The sequence below is a fragment of the Streptomyces sulphureus DSM 40104 genome (genome assembly GCF_000381025.1).
Classification (GTDB): Bacteria; Actinomycetota; Actinomycetes; order Streptomycetales; family Streptomycetaceae; genus Streptomyces; species Streptomyces sulphureus.
The window spans coordinates 689,282-706,349 of record NZ_KB905816.1; the positions used below are offsets into that span (position 1 = coordinate 689,282).

Here is a 17,068-nt window from a genome sequence, read left to right on the forward strand (position 1 = left end):
CTTGAAGACTTCACCTCTGGTCCCGGCATGCTGGCGCACTACCGGGAGCGCCTGCCCCCGCCGAGATGCGTACGCCGGCCAGAAGTGCGCTGACCGTGCGTGCACTTCTCACAGGCCGGACGCCGGAGTCGGCCAACGCCCGGCAACCTGTCCGGCACCTCCCACTTAGCCCGTATCGCCCCTGTGGCCGCTCCCCCGTTGTCGGCCACAGGGGCTCCCGCCTACCCGAACGCCCCCTCGAGACCAGGTAGTCGGGCACTGCTGCGGGGCGGCTCTCCGACCGGTGCCCTCCGCGCGATCTCCCAGTACGCCGAGCCGCCCACCGTGACAACGGCCCCTCCACACGTCCCGCACCCGGGGCGCCGACACACTTTCGACCGTCAACTCTGCATCACACAGCCCCCCGTTGCACCGATGAGCCGAACCCGACACCGCGCGGTGAAACTGCCGCCTCCGCCGACAGCGCGCTCGCAGCACCGGCGCACCCGCAAGGCGAAGGCCCGCCCGCCCATGTCGAACGATGTCCCGTAGGACGACGTGGGCCGCCTGTACTCAGCGCGCCCGGCAGCCCCTTCCACGAGCGCGCCGCCCCGCCGAGGGAGATAGTCGCTCCTCAGGCTGCGTGGCGCCCCTCCCCCGCCCGCTCCTCCAGCGCTTCCGCCAACCTGTCACGCAACGCACCCTGCGCCGCTATCCGCGCATCCAGCACTGCGAGCCGCCGTCGCGCCACCGCGAGGCCCTCGGACGAGGGGGACGCCTGCGTCACGTCGCCGTCGAGGCACGGGAGGAAGAAGCGGACGTCCTCCAGCGTGAGTCCGAGGTCGAGGAGGCACCTGATGTTCCGTACGCGGACGGGCGCGCTGTGCGAGTAGATGCGGTAGCCGTTGGGGGCGCGGTCGGCGGTGAGGAGGCCGGCCTGCTCGTAGTGGCGAAGCGCGCGGGGCGTGGCGCCGGTAGCCGCAGCGAGTTCCCCGATCCGCATATCGGCCCCCTTCCGGCGCACCAGTCTCACCGCACCATCGCGCCGCCGTCCACCGGCACCACGGCTCCGGTGACGAATTCCTGTGCAGGGGCAGCAAGTTGGGTCACCATCCGGGCCACCTCCTCGGGGCGCCCGACGCGGCCCGCCGGTGTGGCAGCGAGCTGCCACCGGCGCACTTCCTCGCGCTGCTCACGGGAGAGGCCCTGGTGCTCGCCGATCGGCGTCTCGGTCGCGCCGGGCGCCACCCCCACCACCCGCACGCCCTCCGCGGCGAGTTCCACTGCCCAACTGCGCGTGAGCGTGTCGAGTCCCGCCTTGCTCGCCGCGTAGACGGAGGCGCCGGGCCAACCCCTCTGCCCCAGAGCCGCACTGATGTTGACCACGACGCCCCGCGCCGCTCGCAACGGTGCGAGGAGCGCTTGTGTGAGCAGGACGGGAGCCGTCAGGTTGGTCGCGAGCTGCGCCGTGAGGTCGTCCTCCGTGCACGTGCCGAGGCGGCTGGAGCGCACGATGCCGGCGTTGTTGACGAGTACGTCGAGTCCCCCGCCCCGCTCCCGGACGGCGTGCGCGATTTGTGTGCGTCCCTCTGCGCACGTCACGTCGGCGGCGAGCGCCTGTACGCCGTCGTGCCCGTCCGCCGTCTCCCGGAGCGGCTCCGGCCGCCGGCCGACGGCGAGGACGTGCGCGCCCTCCCCCGCCAAAGTCCTCGCCGTCGCCCTGCCGATGCCCGTGCCTGCGCCGGTGACGACGGTGATGCGCCGCTCGCGCGCGGACGAACCGCTCGCGGTGCCAGTGGTGTTGGTCTCCATGACGGCATCCTCAAACCCTTCCGCCGGCGTGAAGGTCAAGCGCGGGCACGGAACGGGCACGGTCGGGACGGCCGCGGACCTGGCGTGCGGCGCGCGGCGCGGTGTAGGTGGGGAGGTGGCACGTACTGACGACGGAGGGCACACCCCATGAGCACCATCGCCGCACACGTTCCCGACCCCGTCCGACAGGTGGCAGTGAGCGCGGGAGGGGACGTCGTCCTCGAAGAGGTGCCGATGCCGGTGCCCGCCGCCGGTGAAGTGCTCGTCCGCACGCGGCTGGTGGGGATCTGCGGCAGCGACGTCCATGCGCGGCGCGGTGAGCACCCGTTCATCGCGCTTCCCTACCGTCCGGGGCACGAGGCCGTCGGGATCGTCGCCGCGCTCGGCGAGGGCGTCGACGTGCTCGCCGAAGGGGACAGGGTCGTCCTCGAACCCAACCTGGCGTGCGGCGAGTGCCGGCACTGCCGCTCGGGCCGCTACAACATCTGCGTGCACCTGAAGGTGTTCGGCTGCCAGACGGCCGGTGCGCTCGCGGACGCCTTCACCGTCGCCGCCGACCGCCTCCACCGCGTGCCCGAGGCGCTCTCGGACCTCCAGGCGGCGCTCGTCGAACCGCTCGCGACCCCCGTGCACGCCGTGCGCCGCGCAGGCGACCTCTCCGGGGCGCGGGTCCTCGTCCTGGGTGCGGGGCCGATCGGCCTGCTGACCGTCGTCGCGGCACGGGCGGCGGGGGCGGGGGTCGTCGTCGCCACCGACCTCGCGGCGGAAAAGCGCGAGACAGCACGGGAGTTCGGCGCCGACGCGGCCCTCCCCGCGGACGCGCCGGACCTGCCGGAGCGCGCCCGTCAGCTCCTCGGCGGCCCGGCCGACGCCGCCTTCGACTGCGTCTCCGTCTCCGCGTCGCTCACGCAAGCGGTGCACTCGGTCGACAAGGGCGGCACCGTGCTCGTCGTGGGCGTGCCGACGGGGCCGCAGACCGTCCCCGTCGATCTGGTCCAGGACCGGGAGCTGACGCTGCGCGGGTGCCTGATGTACGTGGCCGACGACGTCCGCAGGGCCGTGGAGCTCCTCGCGGACGGCGCCGTCCCCGTGGACCGGCTGGTGACCTCCGTCCACCCGCTGGAGCGCGCGGGGGAAGCGTTCGACGCGGCGGGCGGAGGCGGGGAGTTGAAAGTGCTCGTCCGCGCTTCCGGCGGGTGAGCGCGCATCCAGCGGGGCCTGCGGCAGGGCACGTTGCGCACGACGTTCACCCCGCAAGCTCCGACTGCCACTTGTCTCACGGCCTACGCCCCTGTACTTCTGTATCCACGATCACACCGGCCCCGGCGCGCGGGTTCCGCCGCGCGCCGGGGCGTCGACCCGGAGGGAGCCCGTCATGGAGGAAGTCCCCGCCGCGTCGTGGCGCCGCAGCAGCCGCAGCGGACAGAACGGCGGCAACTGCCTGGAGGTCGCCGACGGCGTCCGAGGGCCCGTCCCCGTGCGCGACTCCAAGGCGCCCGAGGGGCCTGTCCTCCTCGTCCCGCGGCGTTCCTGGGCGGCCTGGGTCGCCTTCCTGAAGGACGCGTGAACCTGCCGGCGGGTCAGGCGAGTTCGTCGGCGAGCAGGTCCATGAGCAGCCCGTCGCGCCACTCGCCCGTCTGGTGGTCGCGCCAGTACCTGCGCAGCACGCCGACCGGCTGGAACCCGACCTTCCGGTAGCTGGCGATCGCCGGTGCGTTCTCCGCCGCGGGGTCGATGGTGAGGCGGTGGTGCCCGCGGTCGTCGAGGAGCCAGCGGGCGAGGGTGCGCACGGTGTCGGTGCCGAGTCCGGCGCCGGTGCGGCGGGCGGTGAGGAAGACGTCGATCCCGGCGTGCCGGTACTCGGGGTCGCTCTCCTCGGTGAACTGCACGGCGCCGATGATCTCGTCGTCGAGGAAGACGGCGAAGGTGTTCCGGTAGTCGTTCGGGGGCGACCACCACGCAGCGACCTCGGGTTCCCTGACGATGCGGTCGAGCGTCTCCGTCTCGCTGTCCTCCACCGGACGAAGGACGACTTTCTCTCCGTGCAGTTCCATGCAACACATTCTGCACATACGCGACCGCGCCGCGTTGATCACCCCCTGCACGCCGGAGCACCCGGGCCGCCGCCGTCCGCCCCTACCCGCGCCGTGATCCCCCTGGGAGACTGCGTTGCGTCGCCCACCGACCGGACAGCGCAGGGGAGTTGACGTCATGAGCGTCGAGCGGACGCGCACCCGCAAGACCGGCCCCGTCCCGCCGCCCGCCACCGGATGCCCCGTCGGGAAGGGGGCCGACGGCGTGTGGGAGGTGCGGGGGCACGAGACGGCACGCGCCCTCCTGCGCAGCAGCGGGACCCTCCAGGCCGGCCTCGGTATCGAGACGGCGCGGATCATCCCCTCCAGCGTCCGCCGCCCCGTCCTCTACCAGGACGGCGAGGGCCACCGCGACCACCGCCGGCAGACGGCGCGCTTCTTCACGCCCCGCCGCGTCGACGAGGAGTACCGCGGCACCATGGAGCGCGTCGCGGAGGAGCAGCTCGACGTCCTGCGCACCCGGCGCACCGCCGAACTCTCCGACCTCAGCTTCGAGTTGGCGATCGGTGTGGCGGCGGCCGTGATCGGCCTCACCGAGAGCAGGCCGGGCATCCGCAAGCGCCTCGACGCCTTCTTCCCCCAGCAGTTCGGCACCCCGGGGTTCACGAGCCTGCACGGGCTGCGCTGGTCCGGACGGCTCGTCAAGAACTGGCTGCGCCTCCACCTCGCCGACGTGCGCCCCGCGGTACGGGCCCGCCGCAAGCACCGCCGCGACGACCTCATCTCGCACCTCCTCGACGAGGAGTACAACACCGTCGAGATCCTCAGCGAGTGCCTCACCTTCGCCGCCGCAGGCATGATCACCACCCGCGAGTTCGTCAACGTCGCGGCCTGGCACCTCTTCGACGACCCGGAACTGCTCGCCCGCTACCGCAGGGCCGACGAGCCCGAGCGCCTCGCGGTGCTCCACGAGATCCTCCGTATCGAGCCCGTCGTCAACCTGCTGCGCCGCCGCACCACGGCGCCCGTCGCCCTCCCCGGCGAGGAGGGCGAGGTGACGGTCCCCGCAGGCACCCTCGTCGACATCCGCCTCGACAGCGCCAACACCGACCCCCGCGCCGTCGGCGACGCCCCCCACGACCTCTGCCCCGCACGCCCGCTCCCCTCCGGCACTGCCTCCACGGGGCTCTCCTTCGGCGACGGCCCCCACCGCTGCCCGGGTCGCGACATCGCCATCCTGGAGACGGACGTCTTCCTCACCCGCCTCTTCGCCCTCCCCGGCCTCCGCATGTCCAGCACCCCGGACGTCGGCTTCAAGTCGTCGATCGGGAGCTATGAACTGCGGGGGTTGGTCGTGGAGGTGGAAGGGACGTAAGAGCGTCACTGCGAGTGACCAAAGGCCGCCCCGCCGACCGCGTCCTCCTCGGTAGCGGTCCCGCAGGGGCACACGGAACCGTGCGCGTACCGCTGAGACGCAGGTCACAAAATTTGACCGGGCCCGCCCCCGCCAGGCAGGCTCCTCTGTCGACAAGCGCACAGCTCACGACGGTTTCTCCTGCTACGGCGGGAGGCAGTCCCCTGCGGACGGACGCCGTCGCTCGACATCTCTGAACGCGCACGACGTGCCGGAGAACGCGGACCCCGCTGCGCGTGCACGCTGGCGCTCGGTCCCGTTCGCCTCGTGCCTTGGACGGTCGGTCGTGACTGCCTGTGCCGAAGCTCCCTTCCCCGAGGACGAACATGCCGAGCACCCCTGCCCCTGCCGCCTCCGGTGGCGCCGCGGAAGCGGACGCCCAGGACGGGCAAGAAGGGGCGACAAGCGAAGGCGCCGCGAAGGCCGCGGAGCCTCCCGGAAAACCCACGCCCCCCGGCGCGCGCCGTACGGACCTGCCCGTGGTGGCGGTGAGCGGCGGACTCCTCGCCGCCTTCGTCGTGGTGGCGCTGGTGACGCCGGGCGGCACCGGGACCGTGGTGACGAAGCTCTTCGACGCCGCTGCGCGGTGGTTCGGGCCGCTGTGGCAGGTGCTGCTGCTGGCGTTCTTCGTCGTCGCCGTGGCACTGGCCTTCTCACGGTACGGACGGGTGCGGCTGGGCGGTTTCGGGCGTCCCGAATACCGCAGGTTCCAGTGGATCGCAATGATCATGAGCACCCTGCTCGCCGGGGGCGGGGTGTTCTTCGCCGCGGGTGAACCCGTGCAGCACTTCGCCGAGACGCCGCCGTACTACGAGGGCGTCGAGGCCGGCTCCAACGCGGCGCGGGACTCGGCGCTCGCGCAGAGCTTCGCGCACTGGGGCTTCCTCGCCTGGGCCGTGCTGGGCACGCTCGGCACCATCGTGCTGATGCGCGCGGCCGAGAAGGGCATGCCGCTGCGGCCCCGCACGCTCCTCTACCCGCTCGTCGGCGAGCGGATCGTGCACTCGCGGCTCGGCAAGGCGGTCGACGTCGTCTGCATCATCGCGGTCGTCGCGGGGACCGTCGGGCCGATCGGCTTCCTCGGACTCCAGGTCTCCTACGGGCTCTCGCACGTCTTCGGGATACCCAACTCCTATCCGGTGCAGCTCGGCATCATCGTGCTGCTCACGGTGGTCGCGGTCACGTCGGTGATCACCGGCATCCACCGCGGCATCCAGATCCTCAGCCGGTTCAACCTCTGGCTCGCCGGCCTCACCATGGTGGTGCTGCTCGCCCTCGGCTCGGTCGGTTTCGTGCTCGACGGCTTCCTCGCCGGGTTCGGCGAGTACGCACGGGACTTCGTGCCGCTCGCGCTGGGGCGCGAGGACCAGGGCTGGCTCGGCACATGGACGATCTTCTACTTCGGCTGGTTCCTCGGCTACGGCCCGCTAATGTCGATCTTCGTCGCACGGATCTCGCGCGGCCGCACGCTCCGCGACCTCGTGTGCAGCACGGCGCTCCTCTCGCCCGTCGCGACGATGGTGTGGTTCAGCGTCTTCGGCGGCACCGGCATCTTCCTCGAGCAGAAGAACCCCGGAGCGATCTCCGGGCCGCTGGAGGCGGTCGGTATGGACGCGGCCGTCGTCGCCATGGCGGACAACCTTCCGCTGTCGACGGCCGTCGCCGCCATGGTGCTCCTGCTGACCCTCACCTTCGTCGTCACCACCACCGACTCGATGTCGTACAGCATTGCGACGGCGGGTACCGAGTCCGGTGAACCGAGCGTCGCCGTACGGGCGTTCTGGGCCCTGCTGATGGGCGCAGCAGCCGCGGTGCTCATCGTCGTGGGCGACGGCGGGATCACCGCCCTCCAATCCTTCATCGTCGTCACGGCCGTGCCGGTCGCCTTCGTCATGCTGCCGACGTTGTGGACGGCGCCGCGGATGGCCCGCGAAATGGCCGAGGAACAGGGCATCGCCGCGCCCAAGGCGACGCCCCCGGCCGAGACCGCGGCCAACTCCGGCTCCTAGCCCCCGGGTTGCGAGGACCGCCCCGGCGCCGCACGGCGCCGGGGCGGTCGTATTCACCTGCTGCAACGGTCTTGGCCTGGACTGTCCTGCTGCCGCACACTGCCCCCCAACTTGCGGCGATCACGCCGGGGTTCACCCATGGGCAAGGGGGCCTCGTGTACCGTCCCGACCTCGATCCCATCGCGGACAGTCTGGCGCTGTCCGCTCTCGTCGCGGCGCTGCCGCTGTTGACGCTCTTCGTCCTGCTCGGCTGGCTGCGGTGGAAGGCGCATTGGGCCGGGCTGGCGGCGCTCGGCGTGGCCGTCGTGGTGGCGGTCGCCGCGTACGGCATGCCGGTGAAACTGGCGCTGCTCTCCGGTACGGAGGGGGCGGCCTTCGGGCTCGTACCGATCATGTGGATCGTGGTCGCCGCGCTGTGGGTATACCAACTCACGGTGGTGAGCGGTAGGTTCGAGGACCTGCGCTCGGCCTTCCGGCTGGTGAGCGACGACCGGAGGGTGCAGGCGCTGATCATCGCCTTCTGCTTCGGCGCGCTGCTGGAGGCGCTCGCGGGGTTCGGCGCTCCGGTCGCCATCACTGGTGTCATGCTCATGGCCCTCGGCTTTTCGCCCGTACGCGCCGCCATCACCGTCCTCGTGGCGAACACCGCGCCCGTCGCCTTCGGCGCCATCGCCACCCCGATCATCACCGCCGGCAACCTCACCGGCATCTCCTACGAGGAGATCGGCGCCTACGCCGGCCGGCAGACTCCCCTCCTCGCGCTCTTCGTGCCGCTGCTGCTCGTCGCACTCGTCGACGGCAAGCGCGGCATCAGGCAGAGCTGGCCCGTGGCGCTCGTGTGCGGCGGCGCCTTCGCCGTGGCGCAGTTCGTCAGCGCCAACTACATCTCCGTCGAACTCACCGACATCATCGCCTCGTTGGTGGCGCTCGCCGCCGTCGTCCTCTTCCTGCGCGTCTGGCAGCCGGAGGCGCCCGACGACGGGCCGGAGGAGGAAGCGGGCCCCGAGAACGCCACGGCGCCGGCGGCGCAGCTCGCCGGCGGCCGGATGACGATGGCGTTCGTCCCCTACCTCATCGTCATCGCGGTCTTCTCGCTCGCCAAACTCGCCGACCCCGTCGAGGAGTTCCTCGCCGGCACGGACGTCTCCCTCGGCTGGCCCGGGCTCGACGGCGAGGTGCTCACCGCCACGGGCGAGCAGTCCACCACGACCGTCTACGTGCTGCCCTGGCTCTCCTCGCCCGGCTCTCTGCTGCTGCTCTGCGGCATCCTCGTCGTCGCCGTCTACCGGGTACGGGTCAGGGAGGCCGTCGTCGAATTCGGGCGCACCGTCGCCTCGTTGAAGTGGGCGCTGCTCACGGTGGCCTCCGTGCTGGCGCTCGCCTACGTGATGAACCTGTCCGGGCAGACGATCACCATCGGCACCTGGATCGCGGGCACGGGCGCGGCCTTCGCGTTCCTCTCCCCCATCCTCGGCTGGCTCGGCACCGCCGTCACCGGCTCCGACACCTCCGCCAACGCGCTCTTCGCCACGCTCCAGCAGACGGCAGCGGGCAGGGCGGGGCTCGACCCGACGCTGCTCGTCGCGGCGAACACCTCGGGCGGCGTCGTCGGCAAGATGATCAGCCCGCAGAACCTCACCATCGCCGCCACGGCCGTCGGCCTCCTCGGGCGCGAGTCCGAACTCTTCCGTAAGGCGATCGGCTGGAGCCTCGTCCTCCTCCTTGCGCTCTGCGCGCTGGTCTTCCTTCAGGCACACGTCATCGGAGGGATGATGCCCTGACGGACGAGGCACACCCCCGACGCAACTCCCCGCATCCCGGCATCAGGCCCGGGGCACGGGGATACTCGCCGAGCGAGACGACGGCGTGGCCGGCCGAGCACCGCCCGGCCACGCCGTACGCACAGGAGGCGGGCCCTGCGGCCCGCACCGGCGACGCGGGTGAGGAGCGGCGAATGGACGCGGGGCAGTCGGGCCGGCCTGACGAGGAGCCGACGGAGGGAGCGGACGCCCGGAGCGGGGAGGCGACCGGCCGGGTGACCGCCGACTACGAGCCGCATCCGCGGCGTTGGAAAGCCCTCAGCGTCTGCCTGACCGTGGGATTCATGGCGCTGCTCGACGTCTCGATCGTCAACGTCGCGCTTCCTTCGATCGAGAAGGGCCTCGGCGCTTCGGAGTCGGCGCTCTCCTGGATCGTCTCCGGATACGCACTTACCTTCGGCCTCGTGCTCGTGCCAGCGGGCCGGCTGGGAGACGCCTTCGGACGGCGGACCGCGTTCCTCGTCGGGCTGGTCCTCTTCACGGTCGCCTCCGCCGCGTGCGGGCTGGCGCAGGGCGCGGCGTGGCTGGTGATTGCGCGGCTCTGCCAGGGCATGGCAGGCGGGCTCCTCAACCCGCAGATCTCCGGCATGATCCAGCAACTCTTCCGCGGGGCCGAGCGGGGCAAGGCGTTCGGGCTGCTCGGCATGACGATCGGCGTCTCGACCGCGGTCGGGCCGCTCGCCGGGGGACTCCTCATCCAGGCGTTCGGTGCCGACGAAGGCTGGCGGTGGGTCTTCTTCGTCAACCTGCCCATCGGGGTCGGCGCCTTCCTGCTGGCGCTCTGGCTCGTCCCGCCGGCGTGCGCCGAAAAGGTGAGCAGGGGGCGGACGTCGCTCGACCCCGTCGGTATCGCGCTCCTCGGCGCCGGGGTGCTCGCCGTGCTGCTGCCGCTCGTGGAGGAGCAGCAGTGGAAGGGGAGCGGCAAGTGGCTGCTCGCCGCAGGTGGTGTGGTCCTGCTCGTCGTCTTCACGTTCTGGGAGCGGCACTACACACGCAAGGGGCGGGAACCGCTCGTCGACCTCTCGCTCTTCAACCGCCGCTCGTACACGCTCGGCACCGTGCTGGCGCTGCTGTACTTCGCCGGGTTCACTACGGTCTTCTTCATCTTCACGCTCTACCTCCAGCAGGGCCTCGGCTACGCGGCGCTCCAGGCGGGGTTCACGCTCACCCCGTTCGCGCTCGGCTCGGCGCTGAGCGCGGGGCTCGGCGGGCGGATCGTCACCAGGGTGGGGCGGCCGCTCGTCGCCATGGGGCTCGTGCTCGTCTTCTTCGGGCTGTGCGGGGCGCTGTTGACGGTGCGGTGGGTGCCGGAGGGGCACGTCGGCTGGGTGCTGGCGGCGCCGCTCTTCGCCGCCGGTGTGGGGTCGGGGCTGGTCATCTCGCCGAACCAGACGCTGACGCTCCACGACGTACCGGTCGCGCGCGGCGGCACGGCGGGCGGGATGCTCCAGACCGGTCAGCGGATCGGCTCGGCTGCGGGGATCGCCTCGGTGGGCGCCGTCTTCTTTGCACACGTCGCGGAGACGCACGACTGGTCGGGGGCGCTCCAGGCGGGGCTGCTCACCGCGCTCGCTTTCGTGCTCGGCGCACTCGTCGTCGCGGTCGCGGACGTCTACACCTCGCGGCGGGTGCATTCCTGACCCGCAGGCCCGTGCAGACGGGACTCGGCCTCGTCCCACCGGCTCGGGTCGCCGCGCGGACGATAGTGGCGCACGTCCTGGGTGGCGGCGACGAGCGCGCGCATCTCGGCGAGGCCGCCCACGAGGCCGGCGGCGCGGGCCTGGACGAGGATGTTGCCGACCGCGGTCGCTTCGGTGGGGCCCGCCGTGACGGGGAGACCCGACGCGTCGGCGGTCCATTGGCAGAGCAGGGTATTGCGGGAGCCTCCGCCCACGAGGTGGACACGGCTCGGCGCGCGCCCCGAGAGCCGGGCGGCCTCGCGCAGGGTGCGCCGGTGGGCCAGCGCAAGGCTCTCCAGGACGCAGCGGACGAGCCCGCCCCTGGCGCGCGGCGGCGTCTGCCCGGAGCGGCGGAGGAGGTTCCGGAGCCGGGACGGCATGTCGCCCGGCGGCAGGAGGTCGGGCGCGTCCGCGTCGACGAGCGCGGCGAACGGCTCCGCTTCCGCGGCAGCGGCGAGCAGCGCGCCGAGGCTTGAACTCGCGTCGTGCGCAGTCCGGTTGGCGGCGTCTTCGCGGTCCCAGGTGCGGCGGCACTCCTCCAGCAGCCACATGCCCGTGATGTTCCTGAGGTACCGGATGGTGCCGTCGATGCCGCGCTCGTTGGTGAAGTTGGCCGCGCGGGACTCCTCGGTGAGTACGGGTGCGTCGAGTTCCAGCCCGGCGAGCGACCACGTACCGCAGGAGACGTAGCCGCACACGCCGTCCGCCGCGGGGACGGCTGCGACCGCTGAGGCCGTGTCGTGCGAGGCGACCGTCACCACCGGTGTGTGCGGGCGGAGTTGAGTTGCCTCGGCGACGTGGGGCAGGAGCGTCCCCACCCGTTGCCCCGGGGAGCGCAGGGCGGGGAAGAGCGAACGGGGCATCTCCAGGCGGGAGATGAGCTCTTCCGACCACCTGCCGGTGCGCGCGTCGAGGAGGCCCGTCGTGGACGCGTTGGTCTCCTCGGCCCCGACGGCTCCGGTGAGCCAGTGGGCCAGCAGGTCGGGCAGGAGCAGCAGGGTGCCGGCCGCCGTGCCCGCCAACCGGTCCCGGACGGCGTGGAGTTGGTAGACGGTGTTGAAGGGGAGGTGCTGGAGTCCGGTGACGGCGTAGAGCTCGGCCGGGGAGCAGAGGGCGTGCACGGCGGGAACGGCTTCGTCGGTTCGGGCCTCCCTGTGGTGGCGGGGCAGCCCGAGGAGGGCGCCGTCCGCACCGAGGAGGGCGTAGTCGACGCCCCAGGTGTCGACGCCGATCGACGTGACGTCGGGGGTTCTGCGCGCGGCGGCGCGCAGCCCTTCGAGCATCGACAGGTAGAGCGCCGGAAGGTTCCAGTACAGGCCGTCGGGGAGCCGCACCGGGACGTTGGGGAAGCGGTGCACCTCTGCGAGGTGCAGTGTCCCCGGGCCGACCGTGCCCGTGACCACGCGTCCGCTCGTCGCCCCGAGGTCGACGGCGGCGAACACGGCGACGTCCTGGCGCGAGGCCGCTTCCTTCACCGGCGGCTCCTCCAATCCGGTACAGAACATGGCGTGTTGAGCGACTCACCGGAGGAAGGCAGCCGCGACTCCGGCGTCGACGGGGATGTGCAGCCCGGTCGTGTGCGTGAGGTCGCCGCCGGTGAGCGCGAAGACGGCGGCGGCGACGTGCTCCGGCAGCACCTCGCGCTTGAGCAGGGTGCGTCGGGCGTAGAACTCGCCCAATTCTTCTTCCTCGATGCCGTGGACGGCGGCGCGCTGCGCTCCCCATCCGCCGGCGAAGATCCCGGAGCCGCGCACCACACCGTCCGGGTTGACGCCGTTGACGCGGATGCCGTGTTCCCCCAACTCGACCGCGAGCAGGCGGACTTGGTGGGCTTGATCAGCCTTGGCGGCGGAGTACGCGATGTTGTCGGGGCCGGCCGCCACCGAGTTCTTCGAGGCGACGTAGACGAGGTCCCCGCCGAGCCCCTGGTCCTTCATGACGCGGACGGACTCGCGGGAGACGAGGAAGGAGCCGCGCGCCATGATGTCGTGCTGGCGGTCCCAGTCCCGCGCGGTGGTCTCCAGCAGCGGCCTGGAGAGGGACACTCCAGCGTTGTTGACGACGAGATCGACGCCGCCGAAAGCGCGCACGGTCGCGTCGACGGCCGCCGCGACCTGCGCCTCGCTCGTGACGTCGACGGGACAGGACACCGCGTGGTCGGGACCGCCCAACTCGCCTGCCACCGCCTCGGCTTGGTCCCGCTCCCGGTCCGCGACGACGACGCCGGCCCCCTCCGCGGCGAGCCGCCCCGCAACGGCCCGCCCGATCCCCGACGCGGCGCCCGTCACCAGCGCGACCCGTCCGGCGAGCGGCTTCGCGGGAGGGAGCCGGCGAAGTTTCTCCTCCTCCAGCGACCAGTACTCGATGCGGAACTTCTCCGCCTCGGGGATCGGCGCGTAGGTGGAGACGGACTCCGCGCCGCGCATCGCGTGGACGGCGTTGACGTAGAACTCGCCCGCCACGCGCGCCGTCTGCTTGTCCCTGCCGAAGGAGAACATCCCGACGCCCGGCACGAGGAAGACGGCGGGGTCGGCGCCGCGCATCGCGGGCGAGTCGGGCGCTGCGTGTCTCGCGTAGTAGGCGGCGTACTCCTCGCGGTAGGCGGCGTGCAGAGTACGCAGGCGTGCCAACGCCTCGTCGAGAGGGGCATCGGCGGGCAGGTCGAGGACGAGCGGGCGGACCTTCGTGCGGAGGAAGTGGTCGGGGCAGGAGGTGCCGAGCGCCGTGAGACGCGGGTGCTCGGAACCCGCCAGCAGCTCCAACACCGGTGCGGCGTCGGTGAAATGGCCGACCCGGAGCCCGTCCGTCGAAGCGAGACCGCGGATGGCGGGCGCCAACTCGAGGGCGCGCGCTGTGCGTTCAGCGGCGGGGAGCGGACCGTACCCTTCCGACTCGGAGCCGAACGGCTGCGGGCGTCCCCGCCGGGCGAGGAACGACTCGGCGGCGCGGACCATCCAGAGCGAGTTGCGTGCGCACTCCTCGGAGGTGTCGCCCCAGGCGGTGATGCCGTGCCCGCCGAGCACCACGCCGACCGCCTGCGGGTTCGCCTCCCGCACCGCGGCGACGTCGAGGCCGAGTTGGAATCCGGGACGCCGCCAGGGAACCCACGCCACCCGGTCGCCGAAGCACTCGGCGGTGAGCCCCTCGCCTTCGGCCGCGCAGGCGAGAGCGATGCACGAATCCGGGTGGAGGTGGTCGACGTGTGCGGCGCCGACGAAGGCGTGCATCGCGGTGTCGATCGACGGGGCCGCGCCGCCCTTGCCGTGAAGGCAGTGGTCGAGCGCCGGCACCATCTCGTCCTCGCGGTCGGGGCCCGGATAGACGCCGGGGAGCGCGCGCAGCCGGTCGAGGCGGAGGACCGCGAGGCCGTCCCTGGTCAGGGTGGAGAGGTCGCCTCCGGAGCCCTTGACCCAGAGCAGGTCCACCGGTCGGCCCGTGACGGGGTCGGTCCCGCTCGTCTTCACCGAGGCGTTGCCGCCGGCGTAGTTGGTGTTGCGCGGGTCGGAGCCGAGGGTGTGCGCGCGCTTCAGGAGCGCGGCTACGTCCGGGGGTGTCTCGGGCACGGGCGTCCTCCTGCGGTTCTCTCAACTGCGGGTGTGAGTACGGGCGTTCAGGCGTCCCATCCGGACTGCCGACCGCCGGTCCGATGGGTGGCGAGGTGTTCCTGATGTCCCGAGGCGAGGTAGGCGCGCAGCGGGTCGGGGTCGAGGCCGGCTTCGCGTCGGAGGTCGGCGAGGAGGGGACGCACGTCGGTGTTGTACGCGTCCATCAGCGCCGCGTTGGCGGCGAGGACGTCGCCCTCGCGCTGGGCTGCGCCGAGCGCGTCCGCGTCGACGAGGAGCGCTTTCGCCGTCGCCTCCTGGACGTTCATCACGGAGCGGATCACGGCCGGGATCTTGGGCTCGATGTTGTGGCACTGGTCGAGCATGAAACGCACCCGGCGCGACGGGTCGAGGCCGCCGTTGCGCGTGGCCTCGTACATGAGGCGGAAGAGTTGGAACGGGTCTGCGGCGCCCGCCATCAGGTCGTCGTCGGCGTAGAAGCGGGAGTTGAGGTCGAAAGCGCCGAGTTTCCCCTCCCGTAGGAGGAGCGCGACGATGAACTCGATGTTGGTGCCCGGTGCGTGGTGTCCGGTGTCGACGCACACCTGCGCCTTCGGCCCCAGGCGCGTGCAGTGGGCGTAGGCGGTGCCCCAGTCGGGGATGTCGGTGGTGTAGAAGGACGGCTCGAAGAGCTTGTACTCCAGGATGAGCCGCTGCTCGGCACCGAGCCGCGCGTAGACCGTCTCCAGCGCTTCGGCGACGCGGCCCTGGCGGTCCGCGATGTCGTCCTGGCCCGGGTAGTTGGTGCCGTCGGCGAACCACAGCTTCACCTCCTGCGAGCCCGTCGCCGCCGTGATCTCGACGCACTCCAGGAGATGTGCGACGGCCCGGCGGCGCACGGCCGGATCGGGGTTGGCGACGGAGCCGAGCCGGTAGGCGTCGTCCTGGAAGACGTTGGCGTTGACCATCCCGATGCGCACGCCGAGGCTGCGTGCGTACGCCGCGAGTTCGCCGTAGTCCGCCACCCGGTCCCAGGGGATGTGGAGGGAGACGACGGGGGCGGCCCCGGTGTACGCGTGCACCTGCGCCGCGTCCTCCACCTTCTCGAACGGCGTGCGGGGGACGCCCTGTTGTGTGAAGACCTTGAAGCGCGTTCCGGAGTTTCCGTACGCCCACGACGGGGTCTCGATCGTCTGCGTCCGCAACGTATCCCGCACCGCCGCGAGTTCTGGTTCCGTCATGCCTCTCCTTTATGAATCGATTCATGGCAGTCGGTCCGGCCGGTGGTTCAACTCGTCCTGCTCGCCCATGCGTTGACGTCCCGCTCGGCCTCGATCTCGTCGAGCGTCTTCCCCGTGGTGTTCGGCATGAAGAACCCGAGCGCCCCGCACACGACGAGACACCCGGTGAGAAACGCTGCCACCGCCGTCACTCCGGTCGCCGCGAGCACCGGCACGAAGAACGACCAGATCCCGAGCACGACCCGCGCGACGCCGAACGTGATCCCCTGCGCCGTGCCCCGCAGCATCGTGGGGAAGAGTTCCTGGCTCACGGTCTTGTAGAAGCCCTCGCCGGCCATGGTCTGGCCGATTCCGAAGAGCAGCACGTTGCAGAGGATCACGGGGACGGTGAACGGCAGCACGAGGAAGAGCCCCCACGCGGCGACCTGCATCGAGGCGCCGATCACCCACATCACCCTGCGGTGGCGATGCCCGGAGTCGGCGAAGCGCATGTAGACGGCGACGGTTCCGAGGATGGCGAGCGTGAAGCTCGCGCACTGGAGCGCGACGCTCGTCGCCTGGTCCCCCGCGCCCAGCGTCCTGACCATGTACGGCGTGAAGATCCCATTGGTCCCCGCCATGAGGTTCCAGGTCAGGTAGATGCCGCCGGTCCACACCAGGGCGCGCAGGTGCGGCCCGCGCAGCAGGTAGCGCACCCCGGCACCGGCCGCCCTCCCGGAGGAGCGGGCGGCCTTCCACACCGCCGACTCCGTCATGCCGCGGCGCAGCAGATACGTCACGATCGCCACGACGAAGAGATGGAGGAAGACGATACGGATGCCGAGGAGTCCGAGCGGCGCCATCGCCAAGGCGAGGAGCAGCACCACAACGGGCCCCAGATTCCAGGTCACTTGGGTGAGGCCGAGGAGCTTCCCCCGCGCCTTCGACGGCGACAGCTCCCCGACGAGCGCCAGCGAGGTCGGCACGTCGGCCCCGACGGCGACGCCCACCACGAAGGTGCCGGCGAAGAGCATCGACGGGTTGGCCGCGAAGGCGATGAGGAGGATGGCGGCGGCGTAGAGGAGGAGGTCGTACTGGTAGATGCGCTTCCGCCCGAGCTTGTCGCCGAGCCGGCCGCCGATGAACGCCCCGATCGCCGCGCCGATGGCGTTGGGGCCGATCGCGGCGAGGACGCCGACCGCGGTGCCGGAGAGCCCCAACCGGTCCTGGAAGAGGGCGAGTCCGGAGCCGAGGGCGACGATCGAGCCCGCGTCGAGGTAGGAGGCCATCCCGGCGAGGACCGTCCACTTCCACTGCTGCTTGGAGACCGAGCCGCCGCCCTCGGGACCGTGTCTTCCGGTCGGGGCGGATTCGAGAGACGTCACCGGGGACTCCTTCGTCGACGGTTCGGGTACGGCGCTCGCCGGGGCGCGGTTCGGTCGGACAGGGGGACGAACGGGCAGGCAGAGAACGGGCGTTGAGGACTTCGCCGGTGGAGCGTTGAAACGTATAAAAGATGACGGCGGGGAGGAGGCAGGTCAAGAGGACGGGCCAACTCTC

Annotated in this window: 13 protein-coding genes; 6 read left to right on the forward strand and 7 right to left on the reverse strand. The window is 71.8% G+C overall.

Annotated elements, in window-relative coordinates; all coding sequences use genetic code 11:
- Positions 1–613 precede the first annotated feature (613 nt).
- Complete coding sequence (locus tag F603_RS0114970) at positions 614–982, reverse strand: MerR family transcriptional regulator (RefSeq protein ID WP_019546823.1); 369 nt, start codon at positions 980–982, stop codon at positions 614–616.
- A gap of 26 nt (positions 983–1,008) precedes the next feature.
- Entirely contained in the window at positions 1,009–1,791 is a 783-nt protein-coding gene (locus F603_RS0114975; protein ID WP_019546824.1) for an SDR family NAD(P)-dependent oxidoreductase, read from the reverse strand.
- 147 nt (positions 1,792–1,938) lie between these two features.
- Here F603_RS0114975 and F603_RS0114980 point away from each other — a divergent pair, with 147 nt between their 5' ends.
- Positions 1,939–2,991: a zinc-dependent alcohol dehydrogenase gene (locus tag F603_RS0114980; protein ID WP_019546825.1), complete on the forward strand. Its 1,053-nt coding sequence runs from the start codon at positions 1,939–1,941 to the stop codon at positions 2,989–2,991.
- Between the two features lie 175 nt (positions 2,992–3,166).
- Positions 3,167–3,358: a DUF397 domain-containing protein gene (locus F603_RS0114985; protein ID WP_016907998.1), complete on the forward strand. Its 192-nt coding sequence runs from the start codon at positions 3,167–3,169 to the stop codon at positions 3,356–3,358.
- 13 nt (positions 3,359–3,371) lie between these two features.
- Here the strand turns inward: F603_RS0114985 and aac(6') are convergent, their stop codons facing one another.
- On the reverse strand, positions 3,372–3,845 hold the full coding sequence (aac(6'), locus tag F603_RS0114990) for an aminoglycoside 6'-N-acetyltransferase (protein ID WP_106431315.1): 474 nt from the start codon (positions 3,843–3,845) through the stop codon (positions 3,372–3,374).
- A gap of 157 nt (positions 3,846–4,002) precedes the next feature.
- Between aac(6') and F603_RS0114995 the strand changes: the two genes are divergently transcribed.
- The 4 genes from F603_RS0114995 to F603_RS0115010 all read left to right on the forward strand — a co-directional run bounded on the left by F603_RS0114995 (position 4,003) and on the right by F603_RS0115010 (position 10,707).
- On the forward strand, positions 4,003–5,199 hold the full coding sequence (locus F603_RS0114995) for a cytochrome P450 (RefSeq protein WP_019546827.1): 1,197 nt from the start codon (positions 4,003–4,005) through the stop codon (positions 5,197–5,199).
- Between the two features lie 365 nt (positions 5,200–5,564).
- A complete protein-coding gene (locus tag F603_RS0115000; RefSeq protein ID WP_245600779.1) occupies positions 5,565–7,247 on the forward strand; it encodes a BCCT family transporter in 1,683 nt (560 codons plus the stop codon).
- A 155-nt stretch (positions 7,248–7,402) separates the two neighbouring features.
- Positions 7,403–9,028 (forward strand): L-lactate permease, encoded by a 1,626-nt coding sequence (locus F603_RS0115005; RefSeq protein ID WP_019546829.1) that lies wholly within the window; start codon positions 7,403–7,405, stop codon positions 9,026–9,028.
- A 173-nt stretch (positions 9,029–9,201) separates the two neighbouring features.
- Positions 9,202–10,707, forward strand: a complete 1,506-nt coding sequence (locus tag F603_RS0115010; RefSeq protein WP_019546830.1) for an MFS transporter — start codon at positions 9,202–9,204, stop codon at positions 10,705–10,707.
- Here the strand turns inward: F603_RS0115010 and F603_RS0115015 are convergent.
- From F603_RS0115015 to F603_RS0115030, 4 genes are read right to left on the reverse strand one after another with little or no spacing between them, the layout of a single operon-like run.
- Positions 10,680–12,221, reverse strand: a complete 1,542-nt coding sequence (locus tag F603_RS0115015) for a rhamnulokinase (protein ID WP_019546831.1) — start codon at positions 12,219–12,221, stop codon at positions 10,680–10,682. The genes F603_RS0115010 and F603_RS0115015 overlap by 28 nt on opposite strands.
- 45 nt (positions 12,222–12,266) lie before the next feature.
- Positions 12,267–14,309: a bifunctional rhamnulose-1-phosphate aldolase/short-chain dehydrogenase gene (locus F603_RS0115020; protein WP_019546832.1), complete on the reverse strand. Its 2,043-nt coding sequence runs from the start codon at positions 14,307–14,309 to the stop codon at positions 12,267–12,269.
- A 47-nt stretch (positions 14,310–14,356) separates the two neighbouring features.
- A complete protein-coding gene (gene rhaI / locus F603_RS0115025; protein ID WP_019546833.1) occupies positions 14,357–15,529 on the reverse strand; it encodes an L-rhamnose isomerase in 1,173 nt (390 codons plus the stop codon).
- Positions 15,530–15,576: 47 nt separating this feature from the next.
- Positions 15,577–16,893: an MFS transporter gene (locus F603_RS0115030; protein WP_019546834.1), complete on the reverse strand. Its 1,317-nt coding sequence runs from the start codon at positions 16,891–16,893 to the stop codon at positions 15,577–15,579.
- Positions 16,894–17,068 lie beyond the last annotated feature (175 nt).

Coding starts and splice junctions, on each gene's coding strand:
- F603_RS0114970 (WP_019546823.1), bottom strand. CDS start 982: ATGCGGATCGGGGAACTCGCTGCGGCTACCGGCGCCACGCCCCGCGCG.
- F603_RS0114975 (WP_019546824.1), bottom strand. CDS start 1,791: ATGGAGACCAACACCACTGGCACCGCGAGCGGTTCGTCCGCGCGCGAG.
- F603_RS0114980 (WP_019546825.1), top strand. CDS start 1,939: ATGAGCACCATCGCCGCACACGTTCCCGACCCCGTCCGACAGGTGGCA.
- F603_RS0114985 (WP_016907998.1), top strand. CDS start 3,167: ATGGAGGAAGTCCCCGCCGCGTCGTGGCGCCGCAGCAGCCGCAGCGGA.
- F603_RS0114995 (WP_019546827.1), top strand. CDS start 4,003: ATGAGCGTCGAGCGGACGCGCACCCGCAAGACCGGCCCCGTCCCGCCG.
- F603_RS0115000 (WP_245600779.1), top strand. CDS start 5,565: ATGCCGAGCACCCCTGCCCCTGCCGCCTCCGGTGGCGCCGCGGAAGCG.
- F603_RS0115010 (WP_019546830.1), top strand. CDS start 9,202: ATGGACGCGGGGCAGTCGGGCCGGCCTGACGAGGAGCCGACGGAGGGA.
- rhaI (WP_019546833.1), bottom strand. CDS start 15,529: ATGACGGAACCAGAACTCGCGGCGGTGCGGGATACGTTGCGGACGCAG.